15 protein-coding genes and 2 tRNA genes are annotated in these 18,660 nt (G+C 43.6%); 4 read left to right on the top strand and 13 right to left on the bottom strand.

The window, feature by feature from the left end:
- Positions 1-137 precede the first annotated feature (137 nt).
- Both gyrA and IEE84_RS03715 read right to left on the bottom strand, forming a co-directional pair.
- Positions 138-2,936 (bottom strand): DNA gyrase subunit A, encoded by a 2,799-nt coding sequence (gene gyrA, locus IEE84_RS03720; protein ID WP_191114893.1) that lies wholly within the window; start codon positions 2,934-2,936, stop codon positions 138-140.
- 292 nt (positions 2,937-3,228) lie between these two features.
- Positions 3,229-3,408: a YdcA family protein gene (locus IEE84_RS03715; protein ID WP_191114892.1), complete on the bottom strand. Its 180-nt coding sequence runs from the start codon at positions 3,406-3,408 to the stop codon at positions 3,229-3,231.
- A 468-nt stretch (positions 3,409-3,876) separates the two neighbouring features.
- On the opposite strand from IEE84_RS03715, the gene IEE84_RS03710 reads away from it, so the two are divergent.
- Together IEE84_RS03710 and IEE84_RS03705 are read left to right on the top strand one after the other, a co-directional pair.
- A complete protein-coding gene (locus IEE84_RS03710; protein ID WP_191114891.1) occupies positions 3,877-4,158 on the top strand; it encodes a hypothetical protein in 282 nt (93 codons plus the stop codon).
- 55 nt (positions 4,159-4,213) lie between these two features.
- A complete protein-coding gene (locus IEE84_RS03705) occupies positions 4,214-5,071 on the top strand; it encodes a methyltransferase domain-containing protein (RefSeq protein ID WP_191114890.1) in 858 nt (285 codons plus the stop codon).
- A 33-nt stretch (positions 5,072-5,104) separates the two neighbouring features.
- On the opposite strand, the gene IEE84_RS03700 is transcribed toward IEE84_RS03705, so the two are convergent.
- The 7 genes from IEE84_RS03700 to IEE84_RS03670 all read right to left on the bottom strand — a co-directional run bounded on the left by IEE84_RS03700 (position 5,105) and on the right by IEE84_RS03670 (position 15,485).
- The gene (locus tag IEE84_RS03700) at positions 5,105-6,430 is read right to left on the bottom strand and encodes an ABC transporter ATP-binding protein (RefSeq protein WP_224737883.1); all 1,326 of its coding nucleotides are present in this window, start codon (positions 6,428-6,430) and stop codon (positions 5,105-5,107) included.
- A gap of 124 nt (positions 6,431-6,554) precedes the next feature.
- A complete protein-coding gene (locus IEE84_RS03695) occupies positions 6,555-8,231 on the bottom strand; it encodes an ABC transporter permease (RefSeq protein WP_191114889.1) in 1,677 nt (558 codons plus the stop codon).
- A gap of 170 nt (positions 8,232-8,401) precedes the next feature.
- Positions 8,402-9,526 (bottom strand): extracellular solute-binding protein, encoded by a 1,125-nt coding sequence (locus IEE84_RS03690; RefSeq protein ID WP_191114888.1) that lies wholly within the window; start codon positions 9,524-9,526, stop codon positions 8,402-8,404.
- Positions 9,527-9,790: 264 nt separating this feature from the next.
- Positions 9,791-10,513 carry a 16S rRNA (uracil(1498)-N(3))-methyltransferase gene (locus IEE84_RS03685; protein ID WP_191114887.1) on the bottom strand — a complete coding sequence of 241 codons (723 nt, stop codon included), beginning with the start codon at positions 10,511-10,513 and terminating at the stop codon, positions 9,791-9,793.
- A complete protein-coding gene (locus IEE84_RS03680; RefSeq protein WP_191114886.1) occupies positions 10,510-12,066 on the bottom strand; it encodes a 3-deoxy-D-manno-octulosonic acid transferase in 1,557 nt (518 codons plus the stop codon). The genes IEE84_RS03685 and IEE84_RS03680 overlap by 4 nt, the downstream gene beginning before the upstream one ends.
- Positions 12,067-12,198: 132 nt before the next feature.
- Positions 12,199-13,731, bottom strand: a complete 1,533-nt coding sequence (locus IEE84_RS03675) for a tetratricopeptide repeat protein (protein ID WP_191114885.1) — start codon at positions 13,729-13,731, stop codon at positions 12,199-12,201.
- A gap of 116 nt (positions 13,732-13,847) precedes the next feature.
- A complete protein-coding gene (locus tag IEE84_RS03670) occupies positions 13,848-15,485 on the bottom strand; it encodes a cardiolipin synthase (protein ID WP_191114884.1) in 1,638 nt (545 codons plus the stop codon).
- A gap of 283 nt (positions 15,486-15,768) precedes the next feature.
- Here IEE84_RS03670 and IEE84_RS03665 point away from each other — a divergent pair.
- Positions 15,769-15,844 (top strand) — tRNA-Val (locus tag IEE84_RS03665).
- A 37-nt stretch (positions 15,845-15,881) separates the two neighbouring features.
- Positions 15,882-15,958: transfer RNA gene (locus IEE84_RS03660), tRNA-Asp, on the top strand.
- Between the two features lie 157 nt (positions 15,959-16,115).
- Here the strand turns inward: IEE84_RS03660 and modB are convergent.
- The 4 genes from modB to IEE84_RS03640 form a co-directional block, all read right to left on the bottom strand.
- Complete coding sequence (modB, locus tag IEE84_RS03655) at positions 16,116-16,817, bottom strand: molybdate ABC transporter permease subunit (protein WP_191114883.1); 702 nt, start codon at positions 16,815-16,817, stop codon at positions 16,116-16,118.
- 46 nt (positions 16,818-16,863) lie between these two features.
- The gene (modA, locus tag IEE84_RS03650; protein ID WP_191114882.1) at positions 16,864-17,736 is read right to left on the bottom strand and encodes a molybdate ABC transporter substrate-binding protein; all 873 of its coding nucleotides are present in this window, start codon (positions 17,734-17,736) and stop codon (positions 16,864-16,866) included.
- Positions 17,729-18,220 carry a molybdenum cofactor biosynthesis protein MoaE gene (locus IEE84_RS03645; RefSeq protein ID WP_191114881.1) on the bottom strand — a complete coding sequence of 164 codons (492 nt, stop codon included), beginning with the start codon at positions 18,218-18,220 and terminating at the stop codon, positions 17,729-17,731. The genes modA and IEE84_RS03645 overlap by 8 nt, the downstream gene beginning before the upstream one ends.
- 94 nt (positions 18,221-18,314) lie before the next feature.
- The gene (locus IEE84_RS03640; protein ID WP_057759069.1) at positions 18,315-18,596 is read right to left on the bottom strand and encodes a MoaD/ThiS family protein; all 282 of its coding nucleotides are present in this window, start codon (positions 18,594-18,596) and stop codon (positions 18,315-18,317) included.
- Positions 18,597-18,660: the final 64 nt, after the last annotated feature.

Genomic DNA, 18,660 nt, shown 5'->3' with positions numbered 1-18,660 from the left:
GAAAAAATGAGAATGAAAAAACAAAAGCCTCCGACGACAACGTCAGAGGCTTTTTTCTAGAAAAATGCTAAGAGACTAGACTCAAAAGCTAATTACCAAGACTATTGCTCATCATCGTCTTATGCATAGTTAGTCTATTATAGGTTGTCACTTGGTTTATGATCGTTTGCAATATCAATCACATCATCGGCGTCGGTAGTTGCAGTATCGTCAGTTGTCGCATCAATATCTATCTGCTCCTGACCTTCTACCTCAAACGTACCGTCTTCTTTCATGGCATCGATAAGCTCATCATCGCTATCTTCGTGCTCAACACGCGCCATGGCAACCAGTTTTTCGTCTTTTGACAGACGAATCAGTGTTACGCCTTGCGTATTACGACCAGAGCTAGCAACATGCTCAACTGGGGTACGAACCAACGTACCTTTATCAGAGATTAAGATAATATCATCAGTAGAGTCAACCTTAGTCGCTCGTACTAACGCGCCATTACGCTCACTGGTCTTGATAGCGATCACACCGCCACCACCACGATTTTGTGTATTGAACTCATCGATAAAGGTACGTTTACCAAAGCCGTTTTCACAAGCAATCAAGATTTCACGTACATCGTCTTCGATAACGACCAATGATTTGATAAATTCATCAGTAGCCAAACGCATACCGCGGACACCTTTAGCTGTACGACCCATCGCACGCGCGTCATTCTCATCAAAACGAATCGCTTTACCACTTGAAGCAAACAACATCACTTCTTGGCTACCGTTAGTGATACGAGCGCTGACCAATTTATCACCGTCTTCTAGTCCAACCGCAATCAAACCGTTCGATCTGATATTGGCAAACTGCTTCAGCTCTACCCGCTTCACTGTACCATTGGCAGTGGCAAAGAATACAAAAGGTGGCTCTGCTTGGTTGCTATCTTCTAGCTCATCATTGTCTACTAGGTCGTCTGCTAGTGATGCGTCGCCTTTCGCAGGTAGCTCTTCTACGATTTTTGGAATTGGTAGTATCGTCGTAACGGTTTCGTCGCTATTTAGACCAATTAGATTGACCAATGGACGACCACGAGCACCACGACTGGCAATCGGCACTTCAAAACCACGTAGACTAAAGACACGTCCACTATCAGTAAAACACAGTACCGTAGAATGCGTTGATGTCACGACTAAATGATCGATTACATCGTCTTCTTTCATTGCTGTGGCAGACTTACCTTTACCGCCACGTTTTTGTGCAACATAATCATCAATCGGCTGAGTCTTAGCATAGCCAGTACGCGATACCGTCATGACGACCGTTTGCTCAGGGATAAGGTCTTCGCGACTAAAGTCCATACGTGAATCGATGATATCGGTACGGCGCTCATCACCAAAGTTATCACGAATCTCGATCATCTCATTAGAGATAATCGCCATCAGCTTATCAAAATCGCCAAGGATAGACTCTAAGTGTGCGATTTCACGCAGTAAATCTTGGTATTCTTCGGTCAATTTATCTTGCTCAAGACCCGTCAAACGATGCAATTGCATATCTAAAATCGCATTGACCTGCTCAAGTGACAAGCGATAGCGCTCTTCGCCTTCGATCAGACCAAACGGCGCTTTAGGATCTTCGCCATCGATAAACTCAGGACGCACTGACTGACTACCAGCAGCTGTAAGCATCGCAACAACGCTACCTGAACCCCATGTATTATTTAATAGACTTTCACGAGCCAATCCACGGTTTGCTGACGCTTTAATCGTCGCAATAATTTCGTCGATATTGGCTAGAGCGACCGTTAGACCTTCTAACAAATGCCCACGAACACGGGCTTTGTTCAATTCATAAATCGTACGACGTGTTACCACTTCTTGACGATGACGAACAAATGCAGCGATAAGCTGACGCAAGGTCAATAGTTTTGGCTGACCATTATCGAGTGCCACCATATTGATACTAAAGCTAGACTCTAGTGGCGTTTGCAAGAATAAATTATTAACAATAACTTCAGCCGTCTCACCGCGACGCAAATCAATAGCGATACGCATACCATCTTTATCAGACTCATCACGAATTTCGCTAATGCCTTCGATTTTTTTATCACGAACAAGCTCTGCGATACGCTCAATCAGTTTGGCTTTGTTGGCCTGATAAGGTACTTCGGTAAATACGATGCGCTCACGATCGCGGTTAACGCCAGCATTGCTCATCGGCTCGATATGATAGCGACCACGGATATGCAAACGGCCTTTACCCGTACGATAAGCATCTAAAATGCCCGCGCGACCATAGATAATACCGCCCGTAGGAAAATCAGGACCTGAGATATGCGACATTAGCTCTTCGGCTGAAACTTGTGGGTTTTCAGCATAGGCCAGACAGGCATTGATCACTTCGGTCAAATTATGCGGGGCCATATTGGTCGCCATACCAACGGCAATACCCGTCGCACCATTGACCAATAGGTTAGGAATACGCGCTGGCATCACGCTTGGCATGCGCTCAGAGCCGTCGTAGTTGTCTTCCCAATCGACCGTGTCTTTGTCCAAATCAGCGAGCATCTGGTGGGTCAGCTTGGTCATACGTACTTCGGTATAACGCATCGCTGCCGGAGGATCATCATCGATCGAGCCAAAGTTACCTTGACCGTCAACCATTGGATAGCGCAAGCTGAAATCCTGCGCCATACGGACGATGGCATCATAGACGGCACTATCGCCATGTGGATGGTACTTACCGATAACATCACCGACCACACGTGCTGATTTTTTATACGGCTTATTATAATCGTTTGATAGCACGTGCATGGCATACATCACGCGGCGGTGTACAGGTTTGAACCCATCACGCACATCAGGCAGCGCACGCGAGACGATCACGCTCATCGCATAATCCAAATACGACTGCTTTAGTTCATCTACGATGCCAATAGGACTGACCGATTCGCTCATATACACTCCTTCACTCACATTTTTTTCTAACGTTGACACATCGCTTATGGCACCCATAGATCATATAAAAATACTGCCACATAAATGGGCAGTCATGACCAAAATAGTTACCATAAAAAAACACTGCTACACGTGCAAAACAATAGGAAAATAGCGATAGTTTTAATGTTTAATAAAAGAAGCTATTTTAGCACAAATTTGCTGATTTAGGGGGTTCTGAGTACCATTAAAATCAAGCTAGGCGGTTCATTCGCAGTGATATTTTGAATTATCCATACACGCTAAAATAATTCTAATGACAGGTTTTTTTTGATTGGCTGATTTTGCCATTTTTACAGACGAACTTACCATCTGCTGAGCAATGAGACACCCCGCCCATCTTACCCGAACAGGGCGTATTTCGAGCTTGTGCTTGGCTCATAGATGTAAAGGCAAATACTAGGGCGAGTAGCGCTGTGATGATTGTTTTCATTGTTTATTCTCCGTATCTGATGGATATTAAATAGAAAAATACTATACTTATTGGCTACAGCTCGACAAGATTTATTTTGACTAACTGAGTGGATACTTATATTTCTATCTACAGTTCAACATGACATTTGATTTAACGCTAAAATCTTGAGCATAGAGCTCATACGTGGTTTGCATATAAGCTCTATTAGCAAACAACTAGGATGCTTAGAATATTTAGCCAATACAACAACACCTATAACTGTCTCTGACGTGAACTGATTGTTTTCATGAGCATGCTTTTTTTACAACCATAATTCTTTCATAAGCATACTGTTTTCAACAGTCATATTATTCTCATGAGCACATTATGATTTAAACCACTTTGATGCAGCTATTTTTTGAGTGATACTGGACAAAAAAATTCTAAACGCTACACTACCTCATCTTTTATAGCACTTAAATAACGACCTAACAGGCTACTTTTATTATGGATATCATTCTTGCAATTGTTTGGATTTTAGCAATGGTGCTATACAGCTTTTCGAGCGATTACGTTGCTAGCTTTCCTAACCATAACAATCGCGTTGTCCCTTATGTCCGTTGGGGAGCACTTTTAGTCGCTATGGCTTTATCAGCATACTTGTCTAAAGCCTATCAAGAAAACCTACAAGGCAATGGTATGTGGGTGTTTATTATCGTGGTATTTGTCGTTATTGTATTAGCGAAAGTCGTTTTTAAATGGGTAATTAACAGACGCCTGAAACGCTAGTTAATACTGAATAGTTTTATTAATTTGACCCTCTTACTTATTGATCTAAATACCTATGACAATTAAACATAAAGATAGCCAGCCTGACTCAAACCTTTCTATATCAGCAGAAGACAAACGAGCAGATCGTAGCTTCGATGCCATTGCCGATCATTTCGAAAAGAAGGTTTATGGTGGTTTAAAAGGTGAGATTCGATTAGCTGTACTACGCCGTGATATTTTTGAATATAGTGCGCAGATGAGTCAGACGCTCGGGCGACCTTTACGTATTTTGGATGTGGGTGCAGGGCTTGCGCAAATTGCGATAGAACTTGCTGCTCAAGGTCATAGCGTAGTCATCAATGATATATCAGCAAATATGCTTGAGAAGGCGAAAGCGAGCGCAGAAAAAATTGATAAAAAGCTAGACATAACATGGTATGTTTGCCCTTATCAAGCGCTTGAAGAAAAACTGGCTCATACAGAGAAGTTTGATTTGATTATGTCGCATGCGCTACTTGAATGGTTGGCAAAACCAGCGGCGGTCATGGACTTTTTTGATAAGCACTTAATAGATGGTGGCGCGCTATCTGTCTGCTTCTACAACCCAGCGAGTTTTGACTATCGCAATCTTATCATGGGGAATTTTAACTTACTCGATAGCTTACTTGATGGTAACGATTACAAAGCGGACAATAAGAAAAGCCTCACCCCCAACCATCCCGTGGCCAAAGAAGAAGTCGAGTCTTGGCTCAAAGCGCATGATTATCAGACGGTACGTAGCAGTGGTCTACGAGTATTTCATGACTATGCACCACTCAAACGTGGCGGTCATAACGACCCAGATGCAGTAATCAGAATGGAGTTACGCTACTCACAGTTAGAGCCGTACAAATGGCTTGGTCGTTACTTACATATTCTAGCTAAACGGTAAATTAAGACGACAGCTCAATAATTGTAAAGATGGCTAAACCTCTTCATCCATTCTCGATGATCTATCATATTCTGACCAAGTAGTGGCATTGATGTCTTTTTCATCGAAGACTACGACATGCTCTAGCAAAGGCAGAATGCCAATATGCGAGCCGATTGCATGGTTATGATGGCTCGCAACCAAGGATAAGACAGTCTGTCCGTCGTCTAACTGCAGACGGTACAAATAGTTGGCACCGCGAAACACACGCCCAATGACTAAGGCTGTCTGCGTACTGTCATCATCATGAATGATATCATCAGGGCGTACGAGTACTTTGATCGGTGTACCGTTTGGATAATCATATTCGCAGTACTGTGGTTGTCCTGATTTATCATAGACTTCCATGCGGCGATAGATATTACCCAGTGCCGTCTCAACATGACCTTCTTTAATAATACCGTCTATCATCGCGCCTTCGCCCACAAACTCAGCGACAAAAGGGCTGACAGGCTCATGATACAGCTCGCTTGGTCGCGCCCACTGTACCAATCGCCCTTTATCCATTACCCCTACTTTATCCGCTAACGCAAACGCTTCATTTTGATCATGAGTGACCAAAATCGCTGTGGTATTAGTACGTTTGAGGATATCACGGACATTCATTGCCAATGACTCACGCAGCACCACATCTAGATTAGAGAAGGGCTCATCAAGTAATAGTAGTTTTGGTTTGGGGGCTAGTGCTCTTGCGAGAGCCACACGCTGCTGCTGACCACCAGAGAGCTCATTAGGACGTTTATCCGCATGCTCAGTCAATTCAACTAAGCTTAGCATCTCAGCCACTCGAGCTTTTTTGTCAGCAGCTGACCATTTATTGAGACCAAAGGCGATGTTTTTTGCCACGCTTAAATGCCCAAACAGAGCATAGTCTTGAAACACCATGCCCATGCCACGCTTGGCTGGCGCAACTGCAAATGATTGACGAGCTGTCTTCTCAGTTAGGCGCTGATTGTTCAAATAGATAGTGCCGCCGCGACTTTGCTCCAGTCCCGCGATTGCTCGTAGCGCTGTGGTCTTCCCGCAGCCACTATAACCCAAGAAGCAACCAATCTCTCCTTGCTCCAACATCAACGATAGACCATTGACGACAATAGTATCGTCATAGCCTACGATGAGATTTTGCACACTAAAGTAAGGATCTGTCGCGATATGTTTCTCAGTATTTTGTTGTGAGGTACTGCTCTGCTCTACAGTTTTATTCGGCTGAACTGGATTGATTCTATTTTGTGACAGTGGTGATTTTGCTACAGGCATGTGGTTAGCCCGAGCCTTTTCTGACTTAGAATTTGTAGAGTCGTTCATTGAATCAGTGTACATAGACGGTACCAGTTCGCTATTAGTAAGTAAAACCATCGATAAAACAGAGCAAATTATAATATAGCTGACACTACGAGTGTGCTGTTAAACTTATACCAAATTATTGCTATTAACTTTGTTGCTATTAGCTGTGTTTATCGCTTTGACGCAGTAGTATCCAGACAGGAAGCAAGCCAACTAACACGATTAGCAAACTCGGTAATGCGGCTCGTCCCCACATACCTTCGCTCGTCATTTCAAACACTCGTACTGCAAGCGTGTCCCAGCCTTGACGCCGTGTCATTAGCGTAATGGGCATCTCTTTCATCACTTCGACAAAGCCCATCAATAATGCGGTCAATACACCAGGGCTAAGTACAGGCAGCATTACATGACGCCAGCGCTGATAAGGACTGTCGCTAAGTAATTTTGCAGCAGCTTCTTGATTGACAGTCAACCGTTGCAATTGTCTATCAACTGGCTGAAAACTCACCGTCATAAAACGTGTCGATAGCGCCAGTAGCATAACAATGACACTGCCAGAAAGCACTTGCTGTGAGGTGATACCAAAGGCAATCATTTGATTATCAAGCCACGCAATAGGTATAAATATCCCTACCGCCAATACAGTCCCCGGTACGACATAGCCTAAATTGGCTAAAGTGGTCATTAGCTTAGTCGATTTATCAGGATACTGCCGTTTGATCCACGCAATAATAATGGCCAAAAAGGCGATAAACAGCGTGGTCATACTAGCAATCATGAGGCTGTTGGTGACAAAATCAATGTAACGTGCATCAAAATCTTGGCGAAAATTCAGTGCTGTCCAATAGATAAGCTGCAAAAAAGGTACTAAGAAGGCAACTAAAAAAATGAGCGTACACAGCAGTGTCATGGCGAGCTTGGCAGGTTTACTGGCGTCAAAGCGTTGGCTGCTACCTTGGGTAAGTGAGCTACCACGCTTCGCTTGCCAATACTGCTCAAACAATACCACGATAAAAATCACACCAATGAGCAAGGCTGCTAGCTGAGCCGCTGTGGTCAAACTAAAGAAACCAAACCATGCTTTATAAATGGCGGTAGTAAAAGTATCAACATTGAATACCGATACTGCACCGAAATCCGCTAAGGTTTCCATACTGGCTAGCAGCAAGCCGCCAATGATCCACGGTAATGCTTGCGGTAATGCCAATCGGAAAAATACACGGCTACGACTCAAACCTAGCATCTGCCCCGCTTCTATCGCTCGCCTGCCTTGTGATAAAAATGCCTGACGCGCTAGCAAATATACATAAGGATAAAACGCCAACGATAATACCAAGCCTGCGCCCCATACGTTCCTTATCGACGGTATAGCAGTACTAATACCGGAATCGCGCAGAGCTGTCTGTAGCGGCCCACTAAAGTCAACAATCCCAATAGTGACAAATGCCAATACATAAGCAGGGATGGCAAGTGGCAACATCAACGCCCACGAAAAGAAACGCTGACCAGGGAAACGATACATACTAGTGACCCAAGCCAGAGCAGTACCAATAGTGCCTGAAACGACAGTCACCATAAGCAATAAAATCGCCGTGTTTTTGAGCACTTGCGGCAGTACATAATCTGCCATGTGTGTCCAAATCTCTGCCACTGGCTGAGTCCACGACAGCAGCACGATCAAAATCGGTACTAGCATAAACAACGAAATCAGCCCTAAGACTGATTTCGAGATAATACGTTTACGAAGGGCGTGGTCTTGGCTGACAGTCTGCTGGTCATTAACACCGTCATTGACAGTATCGTTCTGACTAACAGACGCATCTGGCGTTGTGATCATATTATCATTACCGTGTCATATGTATAGAGACCTTGTAAGCTTATACCAACCTCAAAATCATCATTACTTGAACAACTGATCTGTAATAACTAACCTTTGAACCTATTTTTTAAGAACTATTGTCTCGAAGTTATGATTTTGCGATTGGTATCAGTATTACTGGCGATCCCTTATTTATAACCCGCTTTATCCATCATTTGGATAGCTTGAGTTTGTAGTTCACCGAATTTCTGTACATTGATATCGTCTTTTTTGAACTCGCCCCATGATCTGAGCATATCTGACTCATCGATACCTACTTTTACTGGGAATTCTTTGTCAGAGCTGGCATAAAGACCTTGTGCCTCATCAGATGACAACCACTCTATCAGTTTAAGCGTACCATCTGGATTGTCTGAACCTGCAACCACACCAGCGCCTGAGATGTTTACGTGCGTACCAGTCGTATCTTGGTTTGCCCAGAATATCTTCACAGGGAAGTTTGGTTTTTCGTCCAATAGACGACCATAGTAGTAGCTATTGGCGATACCGACTTCACACTGACCAGCAGCGATGGCTTCTAGCATCGCAACGTCATCACTGAACACGTCAGTCGCTAGGTTATCAACCCACCCTTTAATAACTGCTTCGGTCTTCTCTTCGCCCAAATGCTCCATCATGCTAGCAACAAGCGATTGGTTATAGACCTTTTTAGAGGTACGTAAGCATAGTTTGCCTTTCCATTTTGGATCGGCCAAATCTGCATAAGTAGATAACTGGTCGGCAGTAACTTTACTTGGGTCATAAAAGATAGTACGTGCACGTAGTGACAGACCTGTCCACTGACCTTTTGGATCACGGTATTTTGCAGGGACATTGGCTTCTAATACAGTAGACGATACTGGCTGTAATAGGCCTTGCTCTGCAGCCTGCCATAAATTACCAGCGTCAACGGTCAATAGCATATCAGCTGGAGTATTCTGACCTTCAGCTTTTAGACGCGCCATCAAGGGCCCAGTTTGGTCTGTAACCAGCTCAACTTTTACGCCTGTTTGCTCAGTATAGCGATCTAACAATGGCTTAATCAGCTGCTCATTACGTGATGAGTAGATAGTAATTGTCTGACCATCAGCAGTCGTAGCTTCGTCAGTTGCTGCTTGCTGCTCAGCACCTGTTTCTGTTGACTCTACTTCTACGCTTTCTTCTGTGGTTGAAGAATTACTACAACCTGCCAAACCCAACATCATGCCAAATACGGCTGCAGGTAGGATAAGCTTCGTAGAGGTTAGATTAGCGCTGATAGCGTTCAATGACATGGTTTTCCCCATAGTAATGCTATAAAAAAAATAAGACGGATGGTGAGACAAAATAACAGTAATTATAACGATGACTTGCTAAGCGCTAGCAGTAATCAGGCCATAATATATCAAAGCAACATACTAATGGAAGTGAGATTAATTATCAATACATTTGTTTAACTGGTAAATATACCTGTGATGAGTCTTGAGCATTGATTTTTAAGAACTATTTTTCACCAGTTCTTTCAATAATTTGGTCTAGCGACGCGTTTTAGTGTCCATCTAAAGCAACCATTGCCCTAAGATCGCATTGACCGCAGCTTCTGTACGTAAGATACGAGAGCCTATATGTACAGGCGTGCAGCCTTGTGCTGACAACAGCTCTATCTCATAGTCAATCCAACCACCTTCAGCGCCTATGCAAACTATACTCGGTAGCTCTCGTGATGGTTGCTGTTGTAAAAATTCAGAAAAGGACTGCTGACTGTAGGGATGTGCGACAATCGCTGGATTGCTCATTAGGCTTGCAAGTGAGTCTTCAACAAACGGTTTAAAACGTTTTTGTAGCGTAATACTAGGAACGATCGTATCGATGCTCTGCTGTAAGCCTTCTAATACAAACTCGTCTATCCGCTCAAGCATTGGGCTTTGCCAATAACTTTTTTGGGTACGGTAACTATTTATAAGAATGATATCGCGTACACCAAGCGCTGTCATATCCATGATTAAACGCCGTAGCACTTTAGGACGCGGTAACGCCAAAATAACAGTCAAATCCAATTTGGCTGGCGGCACAGTATTGAGCTGGACGTTACTTAACTGAATGCTGGCAGCGGTAATATCTTCGATAACAGCCGAACCAAGGTTGCCACCGATCTGGCCAATTTTAAGCGTATCACCGATTTTTGCACCTAGCACTTTAGTCACATGGCTGACTTGAGACAAGGCATCGATTTTTGCTGCGTCTGCTGAGAGGTTTTTAGTGGGCAATAATATACAGTTCATAAATTATCTTGGTTAGAAGACAGCTCGATTGCGTCTTCAATCATAGTAAATTGGCGGGTCAATACCGCTTGCTGCTGTATCGTCATTTGCTCGCCAGCTTGCCCTGCCTGCGCGGCCAATGGCAAATTGCGTAGCCAAGTCTCTAGCTGCATATAAATGCTAACAGCGTCTTCACGGTTATAAGCTGTTTTCTTACGAGAAGATTTTTTATTCGCCTTTAACTGGTCATTACTGGCAATCTGCTCATCCGAACTACTTGAGTTATTTGACTCGATTGGGCGATAGAAGTCATTATTTGGCTGATATAAAGCGCCTACGCTAGCCAATTTATCTATCACGCTTTGGCACGACTGAGTATAACGCCCCATCAGTACAGGCGTGGCCACACTAGCAGGCTCCACTGGATTATGCCCACCAATATCTACCAGTGAACCGCCCACAAATGCTACATTTGCCAATGTATACCAAGTCATCATCTCACCCATGCTATCTGCTAGATAGACTTGCGTATCTGCACCAATCATATCTCCATCACTGCGCCGAGCCATATTTAACCCAGTTTTTTGAATGAGATCTGCTACTTCGTCAAAACGCTCAGGATGCCTAGGGACGATAACAAGCAACGTATCTGCTAATGTCGCTTGAGACAGTAGTTGCTGCTGCAATGACAACGCAGCTGCCTCTTCGCCATCGTGAGTACTTGCAGCGACCCACACAGGACGATCTGCTATACCAAACTCTGCTCGCAGATCAGCTTTCTTACTATAAATACGGTTATCTTCTATCGCTTTGTCATCAGTTTTGGACGCATTGATTACCCATTTTAATGAGCCTGCCACACGAATTTGGGCGCTACTAGCCCCTAGTTGCCTAAAGCGTTTAGCAGAGTCGCTGTCTTGCGCAATAATTAAGGAGAGATTTTTCATCATACTGGCGCTGACTGCACCAATCTTTTGATAACTCTGAAAAGAAGAAGCCGACAATCGACCGTTGACTAGAATACTTGGAATACAGTGCTGAGATAATTTGGTCAAGATATTTGCCCACAGCTCTGTTTCTACAAATAAGGCAGCGATCGGCTGCACATGCGTTAAGAAAGTCTCGATCACAGTAGGGCTGTCGACTGGCACATAGCTATGACTCATCTGACCCTGCGCTATCTGTTCTGCAAAACGACTAGCGCCACGAGCAAAACCTGTCTGAGTCGTATTGGTCAACCATATCTGATAGCCATTAGCCAATAACATATCTAATAAAGGCGCGACCGTATTGGTCTCGCCTAATGAGACTGCGTGGCACCAAATCACCCCTTTATCGCTATCAGCATCGACCACTGGACGCAGTGGATACTGCTTACCAAAACGCTGATCGATTTCCTGCTTATAATTGTCGTTTTTATGAGATCGACGCCATACCTGCAGACGATATAGTGGCTTTAGTAGCCCAATAAGAGACTGATAATATAAAGGTGTCTCGTGTACCGCACGATTAGGCGATGATACAGGGTCAATTGGATTTGCAGAGTGGTCAAACGAGGTATTAGATGATGGCATGGAACAGCCCAAATTAGTTATGAATCAAACAATAAAAGGGTAAAGGTAAAGCGCGCCAATTCTACCTGAATTTAAGCTGTAACAATAAGCTTTTAAAAAGTTACTGAGTAAATAGTTATTAGATAATGATTGCTAGATAATTAATATTATCAATAAAGCGACTGCGATGATTGCGCCAATTAACAGCTGATAACGCTTGGTGCTATGCTGCTCTTGCTTCTGTGTGGTCAGCAGCATTTCTGCTTGCTGCCATTGCTGAACCAGATTGGCCGCTTCTGTATGACCATTATCCGCTGCTTGCTCTAACCAATATTTACCGCTATCTATATCTTGGGATACCCCTACTCCTTGGTAATACATTTTACTGAGTATACGCTGAGCACGGCTGTCGTTTTTGCTAGCGGCTTGATTGACCCATTCTACGCCAGATTTTTTTTGATTGTCACTGTCCGCTGTCAAGCCTTCACCTAATAATTCATACATGGCCAAACGTAACATAGCAGTTGTATTGCCATCTTCAGCAGCCGCTTGTAGTGTTAGCAGCGCTTTGTTTTTTGCCGTGTTGTGATCATTTGAAAATATAACTTGGCGACGAGGTTTGTTCTGTTTGGCAATATGCTGCTCGAACTGATCCAGTACTTTGCGTGCTTGATGATACTGAACATCACCAGTTGGTTGTGGCACCGCTATCTCATCTAATTCTACCAGCAGTTGCGTAAACATCTCAGGCGTTGATGTATTCTTTACAGACGACGTAGGCTTGGCTGTTGGGTTCGTTACTTTAGTCAGCTCAGGCCTTACTGGATTCTCTGACTCAACAGATACTATGCTTGCCTGTAACTCAGTTACCGTATCAGGCATAGCAGACTGAATTGCGCGACTCTCACTGTCAGTTACAACTGCATTAGCTTGATTATGCTCAGCTCCTATCGACACTTCCTCTAGCTTTTCAAGAAGCTCACTCGATTGGCTAGTACTGACATACATATTTGAATCTGCGCTCGGATTACCACTGTCAGTGACTTGATGAGTGGTTGCTTTATGTGTTGTTGCTTTGTTTGTTGCTACTTTATCCGCTGTTAATTCGGACACTAAATGAACGTCTTTACTTAAAATAGTTGGTAGTCTAAGGCTAACTGCTTGATACAATCCACTCTCTACTTGCCCGCCTTGTACTGCGTTGAACTGCCGATCAATATGACCAAACAGACGCAGCCCTATTGGCTCTAGTGCAAAAAATAAGTGCTCTTTAACCACGCTATCATTATCATAACCAACCGCCATATGCTGATAAAAATCATCGGTGATCAATGTTAGCTTAGGGTAACGTTTACGCAGCTCAAACTGACCATACCAATGTGGCTTGCTTTGCCACTGCTGCGCCAACACACGACCGGCATAAAACGCCAAAAATACCATAAAATTACGATAGCGTTCATCGACCAGCAGCGTCGTCTCATCCCATATACCGCTCTTAATCATATCTCGGCGCACTTGGGACAATAGCGTGTCGATACGCTGTAAACTCTCAAGCGACTCGTCTAGCGTATAAGCGCGCAGCTCAGTTTCGTAGGCGATACCGCCCGCAATAGGACGCCCAACTAAGAAATCTTGCCAATAGCCTTCTGCAATATAGTCCAGTGGTGTTAAAGGTGATGCAGACATAGACGGAAGTGACCTCTTTGCAGATAGATAAACCAAAAAAGTATAAGGTATAAAAGTGCTACGACTAAGATGATAGAACAATACTGGTAGATTACCTTACCCTAAAAACCCGAGTGCTACAATAAAGGACTGAACAAGCGCACGACATTATCAAACAAGCGTTTTGATCCATGACGCTGTTGCCACTCATCACTATCTAGGATTCGGCAGTTTTCTAAATAGACTTCCTGACAGTCCGCTACTTGGGCAACCATTTCTGGCGTATAAATCGCCAAGCTGACTTCCATATTTAGATAAAAGCTGCGCATATCAATATTGACGGTGCCAAATAGACAGTAGTCATCATCAATCACCACTGTTTTTGCGTGTAGCAAACCACCCCTAAATAATGCAATCGTTACTCCAGCATCCAACAACTCTTGATAATAAGCCTGAGAAGCATGCTGTACCAAAAATGAATCCACTTTTTCAGGAACAATAATCGTCACATCAACGCCGCGCTTAGCCGCTATCGTCAGCGCACCCGATAGCGATTCATCAGGGACAAAGTAAGGCGTGGTAATGCGGATGCGCTTATTAGCACGATGAATCACGGTAACTAATGTATTGTAAATCACATGAGCCGTTAGCTGCGGTGCTGAAGGTATTAGCTGCGCTAAGACCTTGTCCACGACAGGCATCTTTGGTACGACAATCGAGGTGGCACCTATATCTGGCTGCTCATGATCATCAATCGTATCCGCCAATACCTTCACTCGGCTATTTAGATCATTGATGGTCGGATGCATCACATATAACTTACGGGTATAGTTATTAACTCGCTGATGCAGCTCAGCAAGATTATCATTACTTTCAGCACCGATGTCGGTAACAATCACCTTAGCCATTGCTGTATTGATACTAATCGAGTGCTGACTAGTCGTTCGTAGCGCCACATCAATCCATTGACCAACGTTTTTATTTTGTTTAAAAAACCTTGGATCAACCAAGTTGAAGCTGCCGATATAGCCAATATGTTCATCGATAACCACCATTTTACGATGATTGCGCAAATCAGAGCGTTTAAATAATGTCTTAAACAACCCTACTGGCAACGACTGATGGACATAAACCCCTGCTTTTTCTAATTTACGGTGTACGCTACTATTAATAAAGCTAAAGCTGCCCACACTATCGGCCAATATATGACACTCTACGCCACGCTGAGCCGCTACAGACAGCGCCTCTATGACTTCTAGCACCTGTCCTTTTGGATAGACAATATAAAATTCCATAAGGACAATACGCTGGGCGGCATGAATATCTTCAATCAAACGCTGAAAAATAGAAGCAGGATCCGTCAACAGCTGCATTTGATGATTGGGAAATACACCAAACCCTGTCCAGCGCGTTCCTATTTGGCTAACACCGCGGTAGTTGGCTGGTAATAAGTCCTGCCCTTTGTCAAAAATCAGATGCTCACGCCTTGCCATATCATTCATCAAAATGCTGGCTTGATCCACGCGTTCACGATAGCGCCGTCCAATCATCGGCTCACCGAGCAGGATATAAGCCACAAAACCAAATACTGGTAACGTGTAAAGCACCGCAACCCAAGCAATAGACACACCAATATTGCGCTGCACAGAAACCACGCGCAGCGTCATTACTATCATAAGTACAATATGCAGCACTAGACCTAGACCCGCTAAGTCTCCCCAGGTCCAGCTAGTAAAAGTATCTTTAATAGTAAAAGTGTTTATATTGGCCTCCATCAACCGTGTTCAACGAATAAAGCATCCATAGTATAGTAGCTTTTCACCGCCAAACAACAAATAATGATAATAAGTGCGTTTTTAGAAATGCTATATAATACATGGCTTTGAGTGCTATTTTTGATAGATTACAAGTGCGATTTATAATTATTTTCTAAAAACATTGAAATAATATTTGACACCCAACAGTAAATCTATATAATACACACCCACAGCAACGGAGCTTAGTGACAAACTTAAGAGCTCAGTTGATGTTGAATAAATTGCCTAGCGATTGTTCGAAGGGTGATTAGCTCAGTTGGTAGAGCGTCTGCCTTACACGCAGAATGTCGGCGGTTCGAATCCGTCATCACCCACCACTTCTTAGCAAGTGGCTAAACAAGCTAAGAGACCTAAGCAGCGGTAGTTCAGTTGGTTAGAATACCGGCCTGTCACGCCGGGGGTCGCGGGTTCGAGTCCCGTCCGCTGCGCCATATTTAAAACGAATTTAGACTTTCGAGTTTAAGCAAGTTTCGCCTCAAGCATTAGATTGTTTGAGGTTTTTTTGTGTCTGCATATTTTGCTTAGACATTGTTTATACAGCTACTGTGCTATCTAACACTTCTTAACTCGCATACAAATATCTCAGTGCTATGGACGTTGACTGATTCGGCTTACGCTAGCGATTAACGCTACCATCACTACACCCATGACAATCAGAATACCAGACATCATATGCGCCGCCTCATAATTGAGAGCCTCTACTTGCTCATATATCGCAATCGATACCACCTTAGTCTCGCCTGAGATGCTGCCGCCTATCATCAGTACAACACCAAACTCCCCAATCGTATGGGCAAAGCTCACCAAACTACCCAAAATGATACCTACCCGTGCTTGCGGTAAAGCCACTTTCATAAACCGCCGCATACGACTTGGTTCTAAGAGATGAGCGACTTCCGTGACACTTTGCGGAATACGCAAAAACTGTGCATAGACAGGCTGTATATAAAAAGGCAATGAGTAAATAATAGAACCAATGACCAGACCCTCAAAGGTAAAAATCAGCGGGCTAATATTATGTTCGCTCAACCATTTACCGATACCCACACTAGGACTGAGCAGTAACAGTAGATAAAAACCAATCACGGTAGGTGGTAGCACCAGAGGCATCGCAATGATGCCCATGAGCAGTACCTTAAGACGTCCTATTGCTCTTATACGGCTCGGCTTAGCCAACCAGTACGCAATAGGCGTTGCAAATAGTAATAGACATAAGGTAGTCACGCAAGCGAGCTTGATGCTCACCCAAAATGGACTGAGCATATCTGACATAAGAGATTGGTCGATCATATAATGTCACTGCTCGTTCTATGATGAGAGGGGTTAGTCTAACGTATTACTGGACGCCCAGATAGCCTGCTTGTAAGAAGTGCTGCTGCCCTACTTTTGAGCGCAGGTAGTCGGTGAAGCCTGCTGCTGAGGCAGTATTATTAATAATTATCCCATCTTGTAAGATAGCTGGATAAGACGCTGGCAGCAAAGTAATAAATTGCTCTGGCTTGGCTTTAATCGCAACAAGCTGAGACTGTGCTACAAAACCATAGTCCACACTACCTGTATGCGCATATTGAAATGCTTGACCGATATTCTCTGACTGTATTAAGCTTTTTTGAGCATTTAACTTATCGTACATATTTTGTGATTGCAGATAGGCTTTCGCAGAGGCACCATAAGGAGCAAGGTTAGGGTTAGCGATAGCTACCTTGCTGTCCTGAGTAAAGTCAGCGCTGGTAAACACATCACCTAGCGATGTTGGCGTAAAATCGTTTAAAGGTTTGGTGACACTATAGAGTGCTAATTGACCTCTGGTATACGTAAAAGGCTTGGCTAGCTTATTATTTTCGTTAATAACACTAGCTGAATTTTCATCAGCCAATTTAGCAGGAAAATCTTGATTGGCAGACAAGAATATATCATACGGTGCCCCTGCTCTAATTTGCGCATATAACTTACCAGAAGATGCATAAGTAACTTCAATATCTGAAATACCTGAGATATTTTGGACAGATGAGTTGTTATCAGCCTGATAGCTATCAATAATATGAGGGAGTACATCAGATAAGTTAGCAGCCGCAGCGATACGCAATGTGTGAGATTGCTCAGTGATATCATCAGCAAGCGCCGTATTGGCGTCTTTGTCTTGCGTACAAGCACTTAGTGACAATAGCAGACAAGCAGATACACAGACAGCAACTAATGACTTAACCATTATTGCTGAGCCATTTAGATGAGTCGTCTTCGTAGTATTCTTGCTTCCACACAGGAATATCCGCTTTGATGGTATCTAATATCCAGCGACAAGCATCAAATGCTGGATAACGATGCGCTGACACTACCCCTACCCACACAGCTACGTCGCCAATCTCTAACGCACCGATACGATGTATCGCAATAGCATGCGTAATTTCAAAACGCTTTTTGGCTTCTTCTACAATGGCGCGACCTTGATTGATGGCCAAATCCTCATAACCATAATAGGTAAGGCTATCAACGCTCGCGGCATTATTATGGTTGCGCACTCGCCCTTCAAAGCAAACAAACGCGCCGCAGCTGTCATTATCTAACGTACTTTTTAGCCTATCTTCGTCTATAGTAATATCTAGTAGCGCAAAACCATCACGCTCAGCGATAAGGTAAGCCTCGTCAGCACTACGTTTGATGCTCATTGAATGATCGTGGACATTGTCGGTCATTTTTCTTCTCTATTTATTATTTTTTCTTTGTAACCACTGAATAGCTACTGACACTGGATAGCCACTGACAAAATGGACACTAGTAAACGCTTATCTAACCACCAGCGACTGGCGTGATGAAAACCACGCTATCACCATCATTTATCTGGTCAGTCCATTTAGCAAAGTAGTCATTTACTGCAACACGTAGCTCCGACTGCGGACGGCTAAAGCGATGCTTTTGACTAAGCTGTTCGTATAGTTCAGTCAATGACGTATCTTGCTGTACGCTTACTGTCTCTTGCTGACAATTGGCCTCATCAGCCAAACTGGCAAAATACATGACATTAATATTCATCGTTGATTCGATATTAGTTGTCATATCGATAGCACTCATAAACCTCTCCATCTTATACAAGCTTCCTTGCTTGGTACTTAGCATATTTTTAATAATTGATTAA

The sequence above is a fragment of the Psychrobacter sp. 28M-43 genome (genome assembly GCF_014770435.1).
GTDB lineage: Bacteria > Pseudomonadota > Gammaproteobacteria > Pseudomonadales > Moraxellaceae > Psychrobacter.
Note: the sequence above shows the minus strand (reverse complement) of the source record. Positions and strands in the feature narration are given on the sequence as shown.